The organism is Ruegeria sp. CE12 (genome assembly GCF_056537525.1).
Genome location: NZ_JBQFRS010000002.1, coordinates 142,648 through 160,261, shown reverse-complemented (window position 1 = coordinate 160,261; position 17,614 = coordinate 142,648). Strand labels below are relative to the sequence as shown.

Genomic DNA, 17,614 nt, shown 5'->3' with positions numbered 1-17,614 from the left:
ATGTTCCTCTCTGTCTTCGATATGTTCAAAGTGGGCATCGGCCCCTCCTCTTCGCACACCATGGGACCAATGGTTGCAGCCGCGCGTTTTCTTGATCTGATGCGCGCCTCTCCGTTTGACTTCGCAGGACTGCGGGGATCGCTGCATGGGTCTTTGGCCTTTACCGGTGTCGGGCACGCCACCGACCGGGCCACCATTCTGGGATTGGCCGGCTTTGTCCCGGACAACTACGACAATGACAAGGCCGAGGCTGCGCTGGCGGAAATCGCGGCGACGCACACGGTCACACCCGATGGATTGCCGACACTGAAATTCGATCCGAAAACAGATCTGATCTTTGACTATGACCAAAACCTGCCCGGCCACGCCAACGGCATGATCCTGATGGCAACCGACGCGCAAGGCGATGTGATCCTGCGGCAGGTCTATTACTCCGTCGGCGGCGGATTTGTATTGACCGAAGAAGAACTGGCCGAAGGCAAAGATACCAACGACGGCCCAGTTGTACCCTACCCGTTTCACTCGGCTGCCGAGATGCTGGAAATGGCGCACTCAAGCGGCAAGAGCATCGCCGCGATGAAGCGCGAGAACGAGATTGCGCGCGGCTGTGCCGATAGCTTCGCCAAAGGGTCGGCGCGACTTTGGGAAGTCATGAACAATTGTATCGAGCGCGGCCTGACCACCGACGGCATCCTGCCCGGTGGCCTGAATGTACGCCGCCGCGCCAAGGGTATCTATGACGCGCTGCAAGCCGAGCGCGGCATGAACCTGAACGCGCCGCACACCATCAATGACTGGATGAGCGTCTACGCGATGGCCGTGAACGAAGAAAACGCTGCAGGCGGTCAGGTGGTCACCGCGCCCACCAATGGCGCTGCAGGGACTTTGCCTGCGGTACTTCGGTACTATCTGGATCACGTACCCGGTGCCTCGGAAAGCCATATCGAGGATTTTCTGCTGACTGCCGCCGCGATTGGCGGACTGGTCAAGTACAACGCCTCAATCTCCGGCGCCGAAGCCGGGTGTCAGGCCGAGGTTGGCAGCGCCTCGGCAATGGCCGCAGCAGGCCTGTGCGCAGTGATGGGTGGCACGCCCGAGCAAGTTGAGAACGCAGCCGAGATTGCGCTGGAACATCATTTGGGCATGACCTGCGATCCTGTTGCAGGTCTGGTTCAGGTTCCCTGTATCGAGCGCAACGGGCTTGCCGCAATCAAGGCAGTTTCTGCAGCCTCGCTTGCGCTGCGTGGGGATGGCAAACACTTCGTGCCGCTGGATGCGGTGATCGAAACCATGCGCCAGACCGGACATGACATGCATGAAAAGTACAAAGAGACTTCTCTGGGTGGCCTTGCCGTAAACGTGCCCAATTGCTGACCTGACAGTTTGCCCTTTCACACGGGCACGGCTTGACCTAGCGTGCCCGTCATGACCCAGGATCGTCCCGTCTTTGGCATCTTTCTGATGCTTGGTTTTTGTGTACTTGCACCGCTTGGTGATGCAATGGCCAAACTGCTGGGCGAAACAACCCCACTGGGTCTGCTGGTTCTGGTCCGCTTTGCTGTTCAGGCGATCATCCTGATCCCGCTGGTCGCTGTGACGGGTCGTCCCTGGCGAATGAGTGGACGTATACTGAGGTTAACACTGATCCGCACGATCCTGCACATCGCGGGGATTGCCGCCATGTTCAGTGCGCTGCAATATCTGCCATTGGCCGATGCGGTCGCGATCGCCTTCGTCATGCCTTTCATCATGCTGCTGCTGGGCAGCTATGTGTTGGGTGAGGAAGTCGGTGCCCGGCGTCTGATCGCCTGCATCGTTGGTTTCATTGGCACCCTGCTGGTTATCCAACCCAGCTTTGCCGAAGTCGGTGCACCCGCTTTGCTGCCGCTCGTGGTCGCGGTGGTGTTTTCGTTTTTCATGCTGGTCACACGGAAGATCGCGAAAGAAACCGATCCGATCGCACTCCAGGCGGTTTCGGGCTCTTTCGCGACAGTGATGCTTCTTCCGCTTCTCCTGATCGGGACAGGGGCCGACATATGGGAGCTTTCTTTGATCGTACCCGCAGGCGAAACCCACTGGCTGCTAATCGCGATCGGCGTGTTGGGAACGGTCGCTCATCTGCTTATGACATGGTCGCTACGCTATGCGCCTTCCGCCACGCTCGCACCGATGCAATATCTCGAGATTCCCGTGGCAACGCTGATCGGATGGATGATCTTTCACGATCTGCCTGATGGCCTTGCGGCGATCGGGATTCTGATCACCATCTGCGCCGGGCTCTATGTCATCCTGCGTGAGCGCGCCAACGCCCGGTCCGCTCCGACTGAAACGCCAGCATGACCTGATCCAAAGCCGTTCGCGGCACCATGACCAGCAGGCCCGGACCATCCACCTCAAGCTCAACATCCGACATGGCCCGGTTCGAGGTCCCAACACGCCCATCCGGTTCCAGAACCAGCCCATCGATAGGCCATTCCAAACCTTTACTTCGCCCCGTTACACGCTGAAACGGAAACAATGAAACTGTCTGCCCCGGCTCAATGGACATCGTGATATGTGGGGGTGCATGAAACGCGACCTCATGCTCGCCTAGCAAGATACAGCGGTGATCGGGAAGCCGGACCAACGCATTAAGTACGGCAAGCTGATGATCCAGACGCCCCCCCAGAAACCCGACACCTAAAACAAGAGGCGCTTCAATGCTGCGCAGTGCTTTGTCAAAGTCGGTGCTATCTTGTTCACGTATCGGAAACAAACGCTCTTCAGGGATCTGCTCGCGATACTTCCTCTCCAGCGAATCGAAGTCTCCGATTACCGCGTCCGGCATCCGACCCGATTCGATAACGGCGGCGGCTCCACCATCCGCTGCGACCACCTGATTGACGCGGCTTAGCACCAAATTCAGGTCATCAGGACCGATTTGTCCCCCTCCGATCAGTGCTATTGGCCTCTGAGAACATACAATCGGGCTATTTTTTACAAGATTGACCATTTTTCCCGGTTTTGGACACATTGAGACCACAAAATGATAGGTTCATCTAGACAGTTCCGAGCCGACTCTGCGCCCAGCGTCGCGCGGATTGGCTCTGTAGTTTGTAAAGGACGTGCGTCTGATGGTACAGAATAACAAGGTATTGACCGTTTCCTACGGAACCTTCTCGTGCACTTTGGAAGGTTTTGATGATTCATTTGAAACGATGAAAGCGATTGCAGAGTATTTTCGCGATCTCGCAGCGGATGATCGCTACTTTGGATCGGAACCCCCGCAGCCAGACGCAGAAATGCTGACCCGCATCGCCCAGCGCGACGCTTCGCGCCGTGTCGAGGCCAGCCAGAATGAAACCGGCTTGCTATTGCGCGCAACCGAAGAAGCGCCCGCCGCCGAACCACAGCCGGTCGCGCCGGTAATCGCAGCCGAACAACCACAACCCCAGCCACAGCAGACGCCTGACAGCACCCCCGATCTGACTGTTGTGGACACGGCGCCCTCCACAAGCGCTGACACATTCTTTGCCGAGGCCGAACCCGTAGAACCCGTTCAGCCCGCTGCCGCCGACAGCATCGCTGCCAAGCTGCAGCGCATCCGCGCGGTTGTTTCGCATGCGGACGAAGGCTCGACAGCGTATTCCGAGGATGAAGACAACGGATACCTGACCCCAGCCCAGCCAAAGGTTGACGCAATTTCGGCGGCATTCGAGTCGGGCGCCCTGAGCCCCGAGGATCTGGACGACACTACAACGGGCGAAGCCCCGCAAGCTGCTCCTGAAGCGCCTGAACCGGTCATTGAACCCGAAGCGACCCTCGAAATCGAGGAAACCATTGCCGAAGCAGAGGTTCAGGAAGAACTGGCCGAGGCTGATCAACCCACTGACGTTCTGTTCTCGGATCTCGACGAAGCGCCCGAGGCCGAAGAAGAACAGGATGAAATCGTCAACATTCTCGATGTCGATGAATCTGATGAAGACGATGTAACTGAAAGCGACGAGAACAGCACTCTGCAGTTGGAGCAGTCCGACATCGTGTTCGAAACGCATGATGGTATCCTGACCGCAGAGGACGAACACAATCTGCTGAACGAGATTTCGGAAGTCGAAGCAGAGATGGATGCCCGTACCGGCCATAAACTGTCCGAAGAATCCGGCATTGATCAGGATGTTTCAAGACTGATGGACAAGGCCGACGCACGGATGGACGACCCTGCGACCAACGATCAGCGAGAAACCTATTCGCACCTGCGGACAGCAGTTGCTGCCACCGAAGCAGAGCGCGACGAGGCGGGTGAAGATGCTGCCGCTGCCGGCGACGCCGACTATCGCGGCGATCTGGCGTCAGTCGTCAGCCCCCGTCGCCCTGCCGAGATAGAAGTCACAAGCCTGCGCCCTGAAACCGATAATGCGGCGCCCCTCAAACTGGTGGCTGAGCAACGCATCGATACGCAGGACACGGATGCAGGGCCAATTACGCCGCGCCGTGTCACAGCCGCTCAAGAGGACGAAGAGACATCAGAAGAAGGCGGCTTTGCCTCGTTTGCACAGGAACAAGGCGCTCAATCCCTTCCCGATCTGCTCGAAGCGGCTGCGGCCTATCTGTCCTTCATCGAAGGTCAGGAACAATTCTCGCGCCCGCAACTGATGAACAAGGTCCGCTCGTTGAAGCAGGATGAGTTCAATCGTGAAGAGAGCCTACGCTCCTTCGGTCAGTTGCTGCGTGACGGCAAGATCGAAAAGGCTGGTGGCGGTCGTTTCGCGGCCTCGAACCAGATTGGTTTCCGTCCGAACGACAAACGCGCGGCCGGGTAAGGCACAAACAGAAAATGGTAACGGCCGAAGAGTTTCTCCGGCCGTTCTTTTTTTACCTATTACCACTAAAGTCAGAAGTTGAATGCCAGTGCGACGTAAGGACCGGTCAACGTCAGATCGATAACATTTTGTCCGCCTTCGAAATCAACGCTCAGGTGGCGGTATCCGCCAACAACATGGGTCGTGTCAGTCCATTGCCAGCCTGCCTGGATCAATGCCTCCCACTGAAATTTTGACCCAACGCCAAACCCGCCAACATTCCCCATCGCGGAAAAGTTCCACCGATCATTGATCGCTCGGTGGTATCGCGCGCCGATCAGCGGATCGGTCCAGCTCTGATCCGTGCTGGCTGTAAATCGAGCAACAGTCGTTGAAAGATCAAGGTCCCAATGGCGCAATGCTGCCATCGCCTCGACGCGTGATTGGCTGTCCTGAAACACCGTATAGCTGGCGCCCAGAGACATCATGATGCCATCGAGTTCCCAATTCGCCAGATCGTTGAATGGGCCAATCGGAACGTTATCTCCGAGATTGAGATAGTTGAACTCTCCACCAATCGCCCATCGTCCCTTTCGCGCCTCACCGGCAATAAGGAACGCGCTGTTCAGAATATCAAAGATAGACTTACTGCCATCGACCGGGGGATTGGGTCCAATGTCCAGAGACGTTCTGAATTCCGGCCCCCAAAGATAGGGTGCTACCACAAAATCCCAATCGTTGGCCTGCACAGGCTCTGGGGCAATCCCCGATATGGCAATCGCAAATGCCCCCGCAACCGCTTGTTTCATGTTTCACCTGCAAGCCAAAATATCACCAAAACACATTCGATTCAGTGAGTTTGTCATGCAGGTGATTTTCGATCAACAGCCGGGGCTAGTTTGAATCCTGATCTGGGTCTTCTTTGCCGACACCACGAAAGACGAACTTGAACGGCAGTGCCCACAAGACGCCAAGTACGATGTAGACCAGAAGTTCGACCCAGATTGGTGGACGGTCGAGCCAGTTCACCACCGTCACCACCGCCACAATGTAAAGCGGCAGCCCAATCACAAGGATCACCAGCGACCAGCGCCGGCGAGCCTTGTAGCTTAGACCAGATTTCTGTTCACCACTCATCAATCTGCAAACGGATCAGTCACCAGAATGGTGTCATCCCGCTCCGGGCTGGTGGACAGAAGTGCAACCGGGCATTCGATGAGCTCTTCGACCCGACGTACATACTTGATCGCATTGGCAGGCAGTTCGGCCCAGCTGCGTGCACCCTCGGTGGATTCGCTCCAGCCTGGCATTTCCTCGTAGATCGGCGTACAGCGCGCCTGCTGATCAGCTGCGGTTGGCAGATAATCCAAACGTTCGCCGTCCAGATCATAGCCCACGCAGATCTTCAGGGTTTCAAACCCGTCCAGAACGTCCAGCTTCGTCAGCGAGATGCCGTTAACACCGCTGGTCGCGCAGGTCTGGCGCACCAGGCAGGCATCGAACCAGCCACAGCGGCGCTTACGGCCAGTCACGGTTCCAAACTCATGTCCACGAGTACCCAGACGCATGCCGTCGTCGTCATCCAGCTCGGTCGGGAACGGCCCCTCACCGACGCGGGTGGTATATGCTTTGACGATCCCCAGAACGAAATCGACCGAGCCCGGGCCGATGCCAACACCAGTCGCAGCTTGTCCAGCAATCACGTTGGATGAGGTCACGAACGGATAGGTACCGAAATCGATGTCCAACAATGCACCCTGCGCGCCTTCGAACAGGATTCGCTTGCCAGCTTTGCGTTTTTCGTTGAGCACTTTCCAGACAGGCGCAGCGAACGGCAAAATCTGCGGGGCGATCTCTTTCAACTGAGCAATCAGTGCATCGCGATCAACCGGCTCGATCCCCAAACCCTTGCGCAGTGGGTCATGGTGCTGCAACGCGCGATCAACACGTGCTTCCAGCGTTGCATGGTCAGCAAGATCGGCAACACGCACCGAACGGCGGCCTACCTTGTCTTCGTATGCCGGGCCAATACCGCGACCTGTGGTGCCGATTTTGGTGCCTTTGCTGGCGGCCTCTTCACGAGCGCGATCGAGTTCACCGTGGATCGGCAGAATCAACGGGGTGTTTTCCGCAATCATCAGTGTTTCGGGCGTGATCTCGACACCCTGTTCGCGGATCGATGCGATTTCGCCAACCAGATGCCACGGGTCCAGAACAACACCGTTGCCAATCACACTCAGCTTGCCGCCGCGCACAACGCCGGATGGAAGCGCGTTCAGCTTGTAAACCTCGCCGTCAATGACCAGCGTATGCCCTGCATTATGTCCGCCCTGAAAACGCGCGATCACATCCGCCCGCTCGCTGAGCCAGTCGACGATCTTGCCTTTTCCTTCGTCACCCCACTGGGCGCCGACAACAACCACATTGGCCATATCCGGTCCTTTTGCGCTGAGTTATCAAACTCGGCTCGTATAGCGGGGGGAAAGCGGCAGGGAAACCGGTAATTCGACGCAGTTGAACCTATCGGAGGCTCAGACAGGTGCCAATCGCACCGGCTGGCCGTGCGGGGTCGTCAGATAGGCATCTTCCCAAGCATTTTTCATCGTATCCACATCCGCGGGTGCCGCCTCGCCCTGCTCGGCCAGCAGTGATTCCAATGTTTCCAGCCAGGCATGGAAGTAGTCATCACCACCATCCAGTTCGCGATCCAGGCCATGACGCTTAAGAGTCTGCGAAAACCGTGCCGCCCAATCCGACCAGTCAAACCGACCGGCTTCGTTCAATGCCACAGTCACGGCAAATACCTGCGCATGCCATGGCTCGACAAAGACAGGTTCAGGGGCGGAATGCGTCAGACAGTCACTCATGCGGGTTCCAGATAGCTTTGCCACAGATCCAGCACGACCTCATCCTGTGGATGTTCCGGGTTCGCCCACAGTTCTGAGGCGGGAAATGCCACGGCATAAAGGGGTTCAGGTGCCTCACCCAACCGGTGCGCGCTCGAGTCGGGCAGTACATGTGTTCCATGTACCATCAGAATGCGGCCCCTCGCTCCGGCTGCATAAATGGGTAACCGCGTGTGTCCACCGTCAACAAGACGGTTCGCAGCCGGGCGCGCAGTGACGACCTCCTGCCCGATTTCGAATTCCACAGGCACGTTCGAAGGCCGATCAGCGGGACCGCCACTGGCCAATACACCTGCTACCGCTTCCGCCTTCAATGCCCGATTGGCCAGAACATGCTCGCCAGTATCAGACTCACTTCGCAAGTCCTCTTCGGTCAACACACCGCTTTCAACCAACAGGTCGGCGAGAGCTGAAATCCACTTCTCGTAGTAGGAAAACCGCGTGTAGTCCTTGGGTGACAACCTCTCGCGGGCATGGCGTGAGATATCAATGTTCCACTGCCCCAGCGATCCGGCGGCAAGCGTTACTGCCAGAGCCCGCGCGTGCCAGTCTTCGGCAAACACCGGGGCATCCTCGGATTCGGGATTAACCGGACCGTCACCGAACCGACCGCCCATATCATGTACGCGCGTCATGATGGCACCTTGGGCAGACCGGTTCCGATCATGCTGTCCCGCGTGACAAGGGCAGCAAGCTCTTCCTCACTCAACCCTTCGCTCCCTTTCGGCTGCATCGGCAGAACAAGGTACCGCACCTCTGCTGTCGAATCCCAAACGCGCACCGATGTATCAGCGGGCAACGTGACCCCGAATTCGGCCAGCACCTTGCGCGGCTCACGCACAGCGCGGGCGCGGTAGGCATCGGATTTGTACCAGCCCGGTGGAATTCCCAGCAGTGGCCATGGGTAACAACTGCACAGGGTACAAACGACCATATTGTGCTGCCCAGGCGTATTCTCGACCACAACCATGTGCTCACCCTGACGACCGTAGTATCCCAATTCAGCCACCACCGATGTTGCATCATTGAGCAAAGAAGCTTTGAATTCAGGATCTGCCCAAGCCTTGGCGACGACTCGCGCGCCGTTCTGGGGACCAATCTTGTTTTGATAGGTATCGATGATCTCATCCAGCGCCACGGGATCGATCAATCCCTTGCGAGTCAGAATCGTCTCAAGCGCTTTGACGCGGAGCGCGGGTTCAGGTGGCAAAAGGGCGTGCGGGTGGTCGTGATCATCATGTGGCATGGCCGCAGCCTGCGCGAGGCAAAGCCCTGCTGTCCAGTCCCTTTGCCGTGATCTGAAACATCACCGATCTTGATGCCAACTCCTCCCTTGCCCCCGCTGGCAAACTTGCATAGATACCACGCGATACACGTCACGCCGCACAGGAAGACCATGGAAAACGTCGTTCTCATCATCCACCTCCTCTTGGCCCTTGGCCTGATTGCCGTTGTTCTGATGCAGCGGTCCGAAGGCGGTGGCCTTGGCATGGGCGGCGGTGGCGGCGGTGCCATGACCGGTCGCGCAGCTGCAACCGCGCTGGGTAAACTGACCTGGATTTTGGCTGCGTGCTTTATCGTGACCTCGATCACGCTGACCATTCTGGCCGCTCAGAAGTCTTCGGGCAGCTCGGTCATCGATCGTCTGGGCGTTCCGGCACCTGCGGCGACCGAAGAAAGCACACCGGCGGTTCCGTCGGCGGATGATCTGCTGCCTCCGACGCAGGGCGACAACGCGCCGCTGATTCCGCAGGCCGACTGATCCACTAGACCTAGAAACCTGAAAGAGAACTGCAACAGCATCTTGCGGTTCTCTTGCGCTATTGGCGCGAATCCTTTATATGTGAAGTCCCGTGATGCAGCGGTTTTTCGGAACCGTCGGGCAGCTGATTTTGACGTCTCACGGGAGCAGCCGAAAACATGGCGCGTTTTATTTTCATCACTGGTGGTGTGGTTTCGTCCTTGGGCAAAGGACTGGCTTCGGCGGCTTTGGGCTCGCTGCTGCAGGCCCGGGGATATTCGGTGCGTCTGCGCAAGCTCGACCCGTATCTGAACGTCGATCCGGGCACTATGTCGCCGTTCGAACATGGCGAAGTGTTCGTCACCGATGATGGCGCGGAAACCGATCTGGATCTTGGTCACTATGAGCGTTTCACAGGCGTTGCAGCGCGCAAAACCGACTCGGTCAGTTCAGGCCGGATCTATTCCAACGTACTCGAGAAAGAACGCCGTGGTGATTACCTTGGCAAAACCATTCAGGTGATCCCGCACGTCACCAACGAGATCAAGGATTTCATCTCCATTGGCGAAGATGAGGTTGATTTCATGCTGTGCGAAATCGGTGGCACCGTTGGCGACATCGAAGGACTGCCGTTTTTCGAAGCAATCCGTCAGTTCAGCCAGGATAAACCGCGTGGTCAGTGTATCTTTATGCACCTCACACTGCTGCCCTACATCAAGGCCTCTGGCGAGCTGAAAACCAAGCCGACCCAGCACTCGGTGAAAGAGCTGCGTTCGATTGGTCTGGCCCCCGATATTCTTGTTTGCCGCTCCGAAGGGCCTATCCCGACCAAAGAGCGTGAAAAACTGGCCCTGTTCTGCAACGTCCGCCCTGACAGCGTTATTGCCGCGCAGGACCTGAGCACAATCTACGACGCTCCGCTGGCGTATCACCGCGAAGGTCTGGATCAGGCGGTTCTGGATGCGTTCCAGATCAGCCCGGCACCGAAACCCGATCTGGCGAAGTGGGAAGATGTCAGCGATCGCATCCACAACGCTGAAGGCGAAGTGAAGGTTGCTATCGTCGGTAAATACACCCAGCTGGAAGACGCCTATAAGTCGATCGCCGAAGCCCTGACCCATGGTGGCATGGCCAACCGCGTTAAGGTCAAGGTCGAATGGGTCGATGCCGAGATTTTCGACAAGGAAGATGCGGCCCCGCATCTGGAGGGTTATCACGCAATCCTCGTCCCCGGCGGATTCGGAGAGCGCGGCACTGAAGGCAAGATCAAAGCTGCGCAATACGCGCGCGAGCACAAGGTGCCTTATCTGGGCATTTGTCTTGGCATGCAGATGGCCGTCATCGAAGCTGCCCGCAATGTTGCGGGCATCAAAGAGGCCGGTTCCGAAGAATTCGATCACGAAGCAGGCAAAAAGCGTTTTGAGCCAGTGGTTTATCACCTCAAAGAATGGGTGCAGGGGAACCACAAGGTCGAACGCAAAGTTGGCGACGACAAGGGCGGTACCATGCGCCTGGGCGCTTATGATGCTGTTCTGGGCGAAGGCTCGAAGGTTGCTGAAGTCTATGGCAGCACCAATATCGAAGAGCGCCACCGTCACCGCTATGAGGTGGACATCAAATACCGCGAGAAACTCGAAGAGGCTGGTCTGAAGTTCTCGGGCATGTCTCCGGATGGTCGCCTGCCCGAGATAGTCGAATGGTCGGATCACCCATGGTTCATCGGGGTGCAATACCATCCCGAACTGAAATCCAAGCCCTTTGATCCTCATCCTCTGTTCCGCGAGTTCGTGCGCGCAGCCAAGGAAACCTCGCGTCTGGTCTGACGCTTCTGCACACCTCTTTTGGTTGCCTTGCTCTTCGTTCCGGGTCAGTTTGGCCCGGAGCAAATTACGGAGCCGAGCCTGTGACCAAAGGATATTGGGTTGCCCATGTCGACGTGGACGACATGGATACGTACAAAAAGTACATCACCGCCAATGCTGAACCCTTCGCTGAGTACGGCGCGCGCTTTCTTGTGCGCGGTGGCGATCGCGTCGTCAAAGAGGGCGCATCAAGGTCACGGACGGTGGTGATCGAATTTCCCAGCTACGAACAGGCATTAGCCTGCTATGAAAGCGATGCCTATCAGAAGGCAAAAGCCCTGCGGGACCCTGTGTCGATGGGCGATCTTGTGATCATTCAGGGCTATGACGGGTAGTCTCTGCTTGGCGGACCACAAAATATGGAATAACCTGTGCCCATGCTGAAGAAGTTCTTTCAGGCGTTTCGCCCGCCGCAACAAACCACCCTACCAGATCCGGATGCCGAGCTTGCCCTGGGTGCTCTTTTGGTGCGCGTTGCGCAGGCCGATCGGGATTACAAGGTCGAGGAAATCAGCCTGATCGACCGGATTCTCGCCCGGCTTTATCAGCACAACGCGATTGAAGCCGCCAAAGTCCGCGCAACCTGCGAAAAGTTGCATGCTGCGGCGCCGGAAACCGATACATTTGGCAAACTGATCCGCGAAACCACTGATCTGCAGGAACGCCTGGCAGCGCTTGAGGCGTTGTGGGAGGTTGTTCTGGCCGATGGCAACTCGGACGAAGGTGAGATCAAGATCGTCGAAGAAGCCCGCGCTGCCATGGGACTCAGCTTTAACGACAGTCGCGATGCACGCGAACGGGTGCAAAGTCGCTTGGAAGCCAGCTAACCTGCGTCTATATCTTTCTGCATGTTCAGTGATTTCCTGTCCCGGCTCACACAGCCGCAGCCCGACCCGCTTGCCGATGATGATGCTCGCCTGGCCTTGACGGCCCTGCTGGTACGCATTGCGCGATCCGACAATGACTATGCCGATACCGAGATGGCCCGGATCGACCGCATATCGGCCGAACGTTATGGCCTGTCGCCGTTCGAGGCTGCAGGTTTGCGCGCCCGCGCCGAAGATCTGGAGGCCCAGGCCCCCGACACTGTCCGCTTCACCCGCGCAATTAAAGAGGCTGTCCCTTATGACCATCGCCTTGGCGTGGTCGAGGCGCTCTGGTCCGTGGCGCTGGCCGATGGCGAACGCTCGGAAGACGAAGATTCGCTGATCCGATTAGCTGTCAGTCTGCTGGGCATCAGTGACGTGGATTCGGCACTCGCCCGTCAGAAGGCTGCAAAATCGTGACCGCAATGCTGGGCATGTATGACATGCCAGCACTTCAGCCAGCCAATGACCGATTCTGGACTTTGATTCGTGCCCATCTGGGCGAAGGCCCGGAGCACCTGACCAGAGATCGCGATTTCTGGGACATCTGGAAAGATCCGAAACTGGTTTTTGCACAAACCTGCGGCATGCCCTACAGGACACGGCTGCACGGTGAGGTTCAACTGGTGGGGACACCGGATTACGGCTTGCCCGGTTGCCCACCCGGCCACTACTGCTCGGTTTTTGTTGCACGGGTCGATGATGACCGCGATCTTGAAGGACTCGTCGCCGGGACCTTTGCGTATAACGAAGCGCTGTCGCAATCAGGCTGGGCCGCACCGGTTGTTCATTTGGCAGACCTTGGGCTGACACCCAATTCCCTTCTGGAAACGGGCGGCCACGCTCTGTCGGCGCAGGCGGTGGCTGAAGGTCGCGCTGATCTTGCCTCGCTGGATGCACTGACCTGGACACTGCTCACCGAACATACGGATCTGGGCGACAAGCTGCGTCAGGTCACAACAACCAAACCGACACCCGTGCTACCCTATATCACCTCAAACGGACAGGATGCAGGCCGCATTGGACAAGCAGTTCAGGCAGCGATCGACAGCCTGACACCAGAAGACCGGCAAGTGCTTCACATCCATGGGTTGATCGATATCGCAGCCGAGGACTATCTCGCCGTTCCCAATCCGCCAACGCCGCAGGCAATTCGCACACAAACCTGACCATTTTGACCAAAACCTCTGGTCATTTCGGCGGTTTCGGGTCTTGAACTTGTCATTTGCGCATTGCATTGGTCAGTTTTTTAAGCCCTAGTACCGCACCAACGACGCCAACAACATCTGGACTACCCGTGACAGAATCCGCTCCCGTCATCGAGATCAAAAACCTTCACAAAAGCTTCGGTCATCTCGAAGTGTTGAAAGGAGTGGACATTACCGCGCATCGGGGCGACGTCGTCTCTCTGATCGGCTCATCCGGGTCCGGAAAATCCACTCTGCTGCGCTGCTGCAACCTGTTGGAAGACAGCCAGCAAGGCGAAATCCTGTTCAAGGGTGAACCTGTCCGCTGGTCTGGTGATCACCACCACCGCCGCCCGGCCGACCCAAAACAGGTACTGCGCATCCGTACAAACCTGTCGATGGTGTTCCAGCAGTTCAATCTGTGGGCGCATATGACCATCCTTCAAAACGTGATGGAGGCACCCGTCACCGTTCTTGGCCGCGACAAGGCCGAGGTTGAGGACAGCGCTCGCAAGTATCTTGAAAAGGTTGGCATCGGTGACAAATGCGATGTTTACCCGGCTCAGCTGTCGGGTGGCCAGCAACAGCGCGCGGCAATCGCCCGCGGTCTTTGCATGGAGCCAGAAGCACTTCTGTTTGACGAGCCAACCTCGGCGCTCGACCCTGAACTGGAGCAGGAAGTGATCAAGGTGATCAAGGATCTGGCCGCTGAAGGCCGAACCATGATCATCGTGACACATGACATGAAAATGGCGGCTGATATCTCAAGCCACGTCGTGTTCCTGCATCAGGGCCTGATCGAAGAAGAAGGCACACCCGAGGATATCTTTACAGCCCCTGAATCCGCACGGCTTCAGGGTTTTCTCTCCGCCACCAAGGCGGCATAACTTCAGAACAGAACCAAACTGGGGAGTAACCAATGAAAAACCTGATTCTGACCACAGCAGCACTGGCGCTGACCGCCGGTATCGCAATGGCCGACACTGTCCGCATGGGTACCGAAGGCGCTTACCCTCCGTACAACTTCATCAACGATGCGGGTGAGATCGATGGCTTCGAGCGTGAAGTTGGTGACGAGCTGTGCAAGCGCGCCGGTCTGGAATGCGAGTGGGTCAAGAACGACTGGGATTCGATCATTCCGAACCTGGTTTCGGGCAACTACGACACCATCATCGCCGGCATGTCGATAACTGACGAGCGTGATGAAGTCATCGACTTTACCCAGAACTACTTCCCGCCAGCAGCTTCGGCATATGCAGCAGCTTCGGACGGTGTCGATCTGAGCGGTGGCATTGTCGCAGCACAGACAGCGACCATTCAGGCAGGCCACATTGCGCAAAGCGGCGCAACACTGGTTGAATTCGCAACTCCGGAAGAAACCATCGCGGCTGTCCGTAACGGCGAAGCCGATGCGGTATTCGCAGACAAAGACTTCCTGGTTCCGATCGTTGAAGAATCGAGTGGCGAGCTGGTTTTCGTAGGTGATGATGTACCACTGGGCGGTGGCATTGGCCTGGGCCTGCGTGAATCGGATGGCGAACTGCGCGGCAAGTTCGACGAAGCGATCACCTCGATGAAAGCTGACGGCACACTGAACGAGCTGATCGTTAAGTGGTTTGGCGAAGGTGTTCCCACCTACAACGCTGACGGCTCGGTCGTTACCAACTAAGCCCTCCGTCTAAATGATCCGGCGCCGACTGGGCGCCGGATCACCCTGACCATCCGTCAGGCCTGACGTTCGAAAGACGCTTCATGTTTTCCTATTGCGCTGACCCCGACACGCTCGGCACGTTCCGCTGGTTCTCCTGCTATCTGACCAACGGCGTGCACTGGTCGTTCTACCTGTCGTTCGTCAAGGTTCTGGCTTTGCTGGCTGTAACCGCGCCCGTTGCGCTCAGCTTTGGGTTTGCCGGTGCGATGGCCGCCCGCTCGCATTTCCTGCCGCTCAGCTGGCTCGGCAAAGGTTACATCGCAATCGTCCGGGGCGTTCCTGACATTGCCTTCTTTCTGTTCTTCGTCATCGCATTGGATCAGGCGTTCGAATGGACGCGGCACAAGATTCTATGCCCCGAATGGACCGATCCCATTCGTCAGGGCAACGATTTCCTTGTCTGTCAGGCCGCAAAACTACCGCTGGGCACTGCTCCGGAATGGGTTCACGAAACCTATGGCTTTTTCCTCGCGGTCATCACTTTCTCTATCGTGTTCGGCGCTTTTGCAGCGAACGTCTTGTTTGGAGGCATGCGCGCTGTTCCGCACGCGCAGCTGGAGACAGCCGAAGCTTATGGAATGACGCGTCGCCAAACGTTCTGGCGCATCCTGGTTCCACAAATGTGGGTCTATGCCCTGCCCGGCCTGTCCAATCTGTGGATGGTTCTGATCAAGGCAACACCGTTGCTGTTCCTGCTGGGTATCGAAGATATCGTCTATTGGGCCCGCGAATTGGGTGGCACCAAGACATCCAAGTTTACCGCCTACCCGCATGGTGACTGGCGCATGTGGTACTTCCTGTTCCTGCTGATCTTCTACCTTGGAATGACCCGCGTCTCGGAAATCGGGCTCGAGCGTCTGATGCGCAAGCTGTCCCACGGCCAGGCCACATCCGGTGGCGAGCTACTGCGCAAGGAGACCACCCAATGAGCTGCTTGCAAACCATTCAGGACTACGGCCTGCGTTCAATCGGACTTGGCGAACGCCTGTTGCCCCGCAGCGACTTTACCCTGTGCGAGCAGTTCACACTGATCGGCTCCGGCATGATCTGGAACGTCTATTTCGGGATCATGGCACTGGCGACCGGATTCTTTTTCGCCACAGCACTGGCGGTCGGCAAGGCATCGCCCAACAAGTGGCTGCGCAAACCGGCCGAGTGGTTCATCTTCATTTTCAGGGGCTCACCGCTCTTTATCCAATTTTTCTTCGCTTATTTCTTCTTCCTGTCGTTGAAGAAATCCTATCCGATGTTCGATGCGTTTACATCGGCATGGCTGGGTGCGCTGATCGTGCTGTTCCTGAACACGGCCGCCTATTCGGGCGAAATTTTCTATGGCGCCCTGCGCTCAATCCCCAAAGGCGATATCGAAGCTGCGGATGCCTACGGCATGTCCGGCTGGTCGCGGTTCCGCCGGATTGTCTGGCCGACCATGCTGCGGCTGGCTTGGCCTGCCTACACCAACGAGGCCATTTTCCTGTTCCACGCCACTACACTGGTATTCTTCTCGGCATTCCCGGCCTGGCAACAGCGCGGTGATGCGCTCTACTATGCCAGCTATTTTGCGGACAAAACGTTCAACCCGTTCATCCCCTACCCGATCCTCGCCTTCTATTTCATCCTGCTGACGCTGGTGATCGTCGGAGGTTTCGGTCTGGTCAACAAACGACTGAACCGACACCTACCCGCCGCCAGGAAAACCAAGATGCGCTTCCGTCTGAATCTGGCGCGCTAAGCGCCGGGTTCTGACATCTGGTCCGGCTGGATCATCTCACGCAAAAAAACCTTCAGCGCGGCCGCAATCAAACTTCGGCTAACAGGATGCGGGTCAGTTCTTCGGGCATATCGATCATGACATAGTGCCCGCATTCTACCGAAACAGCCCGCCATTCGGTCTCCTGACTGGCTTTTTCAAAATATGGGCGGCCAATCCCCGGGGTCCAGCCGATTGCATAAACATAGATGCGCCTGGCCACTTTCTCCCAGTTGCCCACCAGTCGAATGGGCTGCTCAAAGCTCCGGAAGGGATGGGCAACGTTGCGCCTGTCGACCCACGCACGGTCATCAGCATTTACGGAAAATGCCTCAGCCGGTCCCGGCGCTGCGCGACCATCCATTGAACCATCCCGCAAGCCGGATGCCGCTTCGGCAGGCAGACAGTCCAACGTGTTCTGACCATCGTCAGGCACCAACGCATCAAGATAGACCAAAGAGCGGATTTTTTCAGGCGCATGGTCAGCAACTCCGGTGACAACCATTCCACCATAACTGTGACCACACAGAATGATATCGGATAATTCTTCCCACTCAATCACCGCAAGGACATCCGTGATGTGTGTATCAAGATCGATGTCTTTGCTGAACAGATGCGACCGCTCTCCAAGACCCGTTAGTGTTGGCGTGAACACATCATGTCCGGCCTCGCGCAAGAGCTTTGCGACGCGCCTCCAACACCAACCGCCCTGCCAGGCGCCGTGAACCAGAACAAATGTTGCCATACCCTAAACTGCTGCCTCGAACTGATGGATCCAAGTCTACTGTAGGTGAAGCGTCGGCAATTGGTCCA

The 17,614-nt window shown here is 57.3% G+C and carries 21 protein-coding genes; 13 read left to right on the top strand and 8 right to left on the bottom strand.

Translation table 11 applies throughout. The features are described 5' to 3' along the window. Complete coding sequence (locus tag ACR0IO_RS05615) at positions 1 to 1,374, top strand: L-serine ammonia-lyase (protein ID WP_480739997.1); 1,374 nt, start codon at positions 1 to 3, stop codon at positions 1,372 to 1,374. Between the two features lie 51 nt (positions 1,375 to 1,425). Then, positions 1,426 to 2,340: a DMT family transporter gene (locus ACR0IO_RS05610; protein ID WP_170335141.1), complete on the top strand. Its 915-nt coding sequence runs from the start codon at positions 1,426 to 1,428 to the stop codon at positions 2,338 to 2,340. Here the strand turns inward: ACR0IO_RS05610 and ACR0IO_RS05605 are convergent. Continuing rightward, on the bottom strand, positions 2,285 to 2,992 hold the full coding sequence (locus ACR0IO_RS05605; protein ID WP_480739994.1) for a thiamine diphosphokinase: 708 nt from the start codon (positions 2,990 to 2,992) through the stop codon (positions 2,285 to 2,287). The genes ACR0IO_RS05610 and ACR0IO_RS05605 overlap by 56 nt on opposite strands. Positions 2,993 to 3,113: 121 nt before the next feature. On the opposite strand from ACR0IO_RS05605, the gene ACR0IO_RS05600 reads away from it, so the two are divergent. Continuing rightward, positions 3,114 to 4,799, top strand: coding sequence for a hypothetical protein (locus tag ACR0IO_RS05600; RefSeq protein WP_480739992.1), 1,686 nt, complete (start codon positions 3,114 to 3,116; stop codon positions 4,797 to 4,799). A gap of 71 nt (positions 4,800 to 4,870) precedes the next feature. Here ACR0IO_RS05600 and ACR0IO_RS05595 read toward each other — a convergent pair whose 3' ends face one another. The 6 genes from ACR0IO_RS05595 to nthA form a co-directional block, all read right to left on the bottom strand. Then, positions 4,871 to 5,587 carry a hypothetical protein gene (locus ACR0IO_RS05595; RefSeq protein ID WP_480739990.1) on the bottom strand — a complete coding sequence of 239 codons (717 nt, stop codon included), beginning with the start codon at positions 5,585 to 5,587 and terminating at the stop codon, positions 4,871 to 4,873. 85 nt (positions 5,588 to 5,672) lie between these two features. Beyond that, positions 5,673 to 5,915, bottom strand: coding sequence for a DUF2842 domain-containing protein (locus tag ACR0IO_RS05590; protein WP_155151488.1), 243 nt, complete (start codon positions 5,913 to 5,915; stop codon positions 5,673 to 5,675). Continuing rightward, positions 5,915 to 7,210: an adenylosuccinate synthase gene (locus ACR0IO_RS05585; RefSeq protein ID WP_155151491.1), complete on the bottom strand. Its 1,296-nt coding sequence runs from the start codon at positions 7,208 to 7,210 to the stop codon at positions 5,915 to 5,917. Before ACR0IO_RS05585 ends, ACR0IO_RS05590 begins: the two co-directional genes overlap by 1 nt. 99 nt (positions 7,211 to 7,309) lie before the next feature. Continuing rightward, entirely contained in the window at positions 7,310 to 7,645 is a 336-nt protein-coding gene (locus ACR0IO_RS05580) for a nitrile hydratase accessory protein (RefSeq protein ID WP_480739988.1), read from the bottom strand. Continuing rightward, on the bottom strand, positions 7,642 to 8,319 hold the full coding sequence (gene nthB / locus ACR0IO_RS05575; RefSeq protein WP_480739987.1) for a nitrile hydratase subunit beta: 678 nt from the start codon (positions 8,317 to 8,319) through the stop codon (positions 7,642 to 7,644). Before nthB ends, ACR0IO_RS05580 begins: the two co-directional genes overlap by 4 nt. Further along, positions 8,316 to 8,930, bottom strand: a complete 615-nt coding sequence (nthA, locus tag ACR0IO_RS05570) for a nitrile hydratase subunit alpha (RefSeq protein ID WP_480739984.1) — start codon at positions 8,928 to 8,930, stop codon at positions 8,316 to 8,318. The genes nthB and nthA overlap by 4 nt, the downstream gene beginning before the upstream one ends. Positions 8,931 to 9,080: 150 nt before the next feature. Between nthA and secG the strand changes: the two genes are divergently transcribed. The 10 genes from secG (at position 9,081) to ACR0IO_RS05520 (ending at position 16,783) form a co-directional block, all read left to right on the top strand. Further along, positions 9,081 to 9,446, top strand: coding sequence for a preprotein translocase subunit SecG (gene secG / locus ACR0IO_RS05565; RefSeq protein ID WP_155151502.1), 366 nt, complete (start codon positions 9,081 to 9,083; stop codon positions 9,444 to 9,446). 158 nt (positions 9,447 to 9,604) lie between these two features. Beyond that, a complete protein-coding gene (locus tag ACR0IO_RS05560; RefSeq protein ID WP_155151505.1) occupies positions 9,605 to 11,248 on the top strand; it encodes a CTP synthase in 1,644 nt (547 codons plus the stop codon). An 80-nt stretch (positions 11,249 to 11,328) separates the two neighbouring features. Continuing rightward, complete coding sequence (locus ACR0IO_RS05555; RefSeq protein ID WP_170335157.1) at positions 11,329 to 11,622, top strand: DUF1330 domain-containing protein; 294 nt, start codon at positions 11,329 to 11,331, stop codon at positions 11,620 to 11,622. A gap of 42 nt (positions 11,623 to 11,664) precedes the next feature. Continuing rightward, positions 11,665 to 12,114 (top strand): tellurite resistance TerB family protein, encoded by a 450-nt coding sequence (locus tag ACR0IO_RS05550; RefSeq protein WP_170335159.1) that lies wholly within the window; start codon positions 11,665 to 11,667, stop codon positions 12,112 to 12,114. 21 nt (positions 12,115 to 12,135) lie between these two features. Further along, the gene (locus ACR0IO_RS05545) at positions 12,136 to 12,573 is read left to right on the top strand and encodes a tellurite resistance TerB family protein (RefSeq protein WP_155151512.1); all 438 of its coding nucleotides are present in this window, start codon (positions 12,136 to 12,138) and stop codon (positions 12,571 to 12,573) included. Further along, the gene (locus ACR0IO_RS05540) at positions 12,570 to 13,322 is read left to right on the top strand and encodes a phosphate/phosphite/phosphonate ABC transporter substrate-binding protein (RefSeq protein ID WP_480739980.1); all 753 of its coding nucleotides are present in this window, start codon (positions 12,570 to 12,572) and stop codon (positions 13,320 to 13,322) included. The genes ACR0IO_RS05545 and ACR0IO_RS05540 overlap by 4 nt, the downstream gene beginning before the upstream one ends. A 128-nt stretch (positions 13,323 to 13,450) precedes the next feature. Beyond that, a complete protein-coding gene (locus ACR0IO_RS05535) occupies positions 13,451 to 14,227 on the top strand; it encodes an ABC transporter ATP-binding protein (protein WP_170335161.1) in 777 nt (258 codons plus the stop codon). A gap of 32 nt (positions 14,228 to 14,259) precedes the next feature. Continuing rightward, positions 14,260 to 15,009 carry a transporter substrate-binding domain-containing protein gene (locus tag ACR0IO_RS05530; RefSeq protein WP_155151515.1) on the top strand — a complete coding sequence of 250 codons (750 nt, stop codon included), beginning with the start codon at positions 14,260 to 14,262 and terminating at the stop codon, positions 15,007 to 15,009. A gap of 83 nt (positions 15,010 to 15,092) precedes the next feature. Continuing rightward, positions 15,093 to 15,980, top strand: a complete 888-nt coding sequence (locus tag ACR0IO_RS05525) for an ABC transporter permease (RefSeq protein ID WP_155151517.1) — start codon at positions 15,093 to 15,095, stop codon at positions 15,978 to 15,980. Next, positions 15,977 to 16,783 carry an ABC transporter permease gene (locus ACR0IO_RS05520; RefSeq protein ID WP_155151520.1) on the top strand — a complete coding sequence of 269 codons (807 nt, stop codon included), beginning with the start codon at positions 15,977 to 15,979 and terminating at the stop codon, positions 16,781 to 16,783. The genes ACR0IO_RS05525 and ACR0IO_RS05520 overlap by 4 nt, the downstream gene beginning before the upstream one ends. A 67-nt stretch (positions 16,784 to 16,850) precedes the next feature. Here ACR0IO_RS05520 and ACR0IO_RS05515 read toward each other — a convergent pair whose 3' ends face one another. Further along, positions 16,851 to 17,546, bottom strand: coding sequence for an alpha/beta fold hydrolase (locus ACR0IO_RS05515; RefSeq protein ID WP_480739975.1), 696 nt, complete (start codon positions 17,544 to 17,546; stop codon positions 16,851 to 16,853). Positions 17,547 to 17,614: the final 68 nt, after the last annotated feature.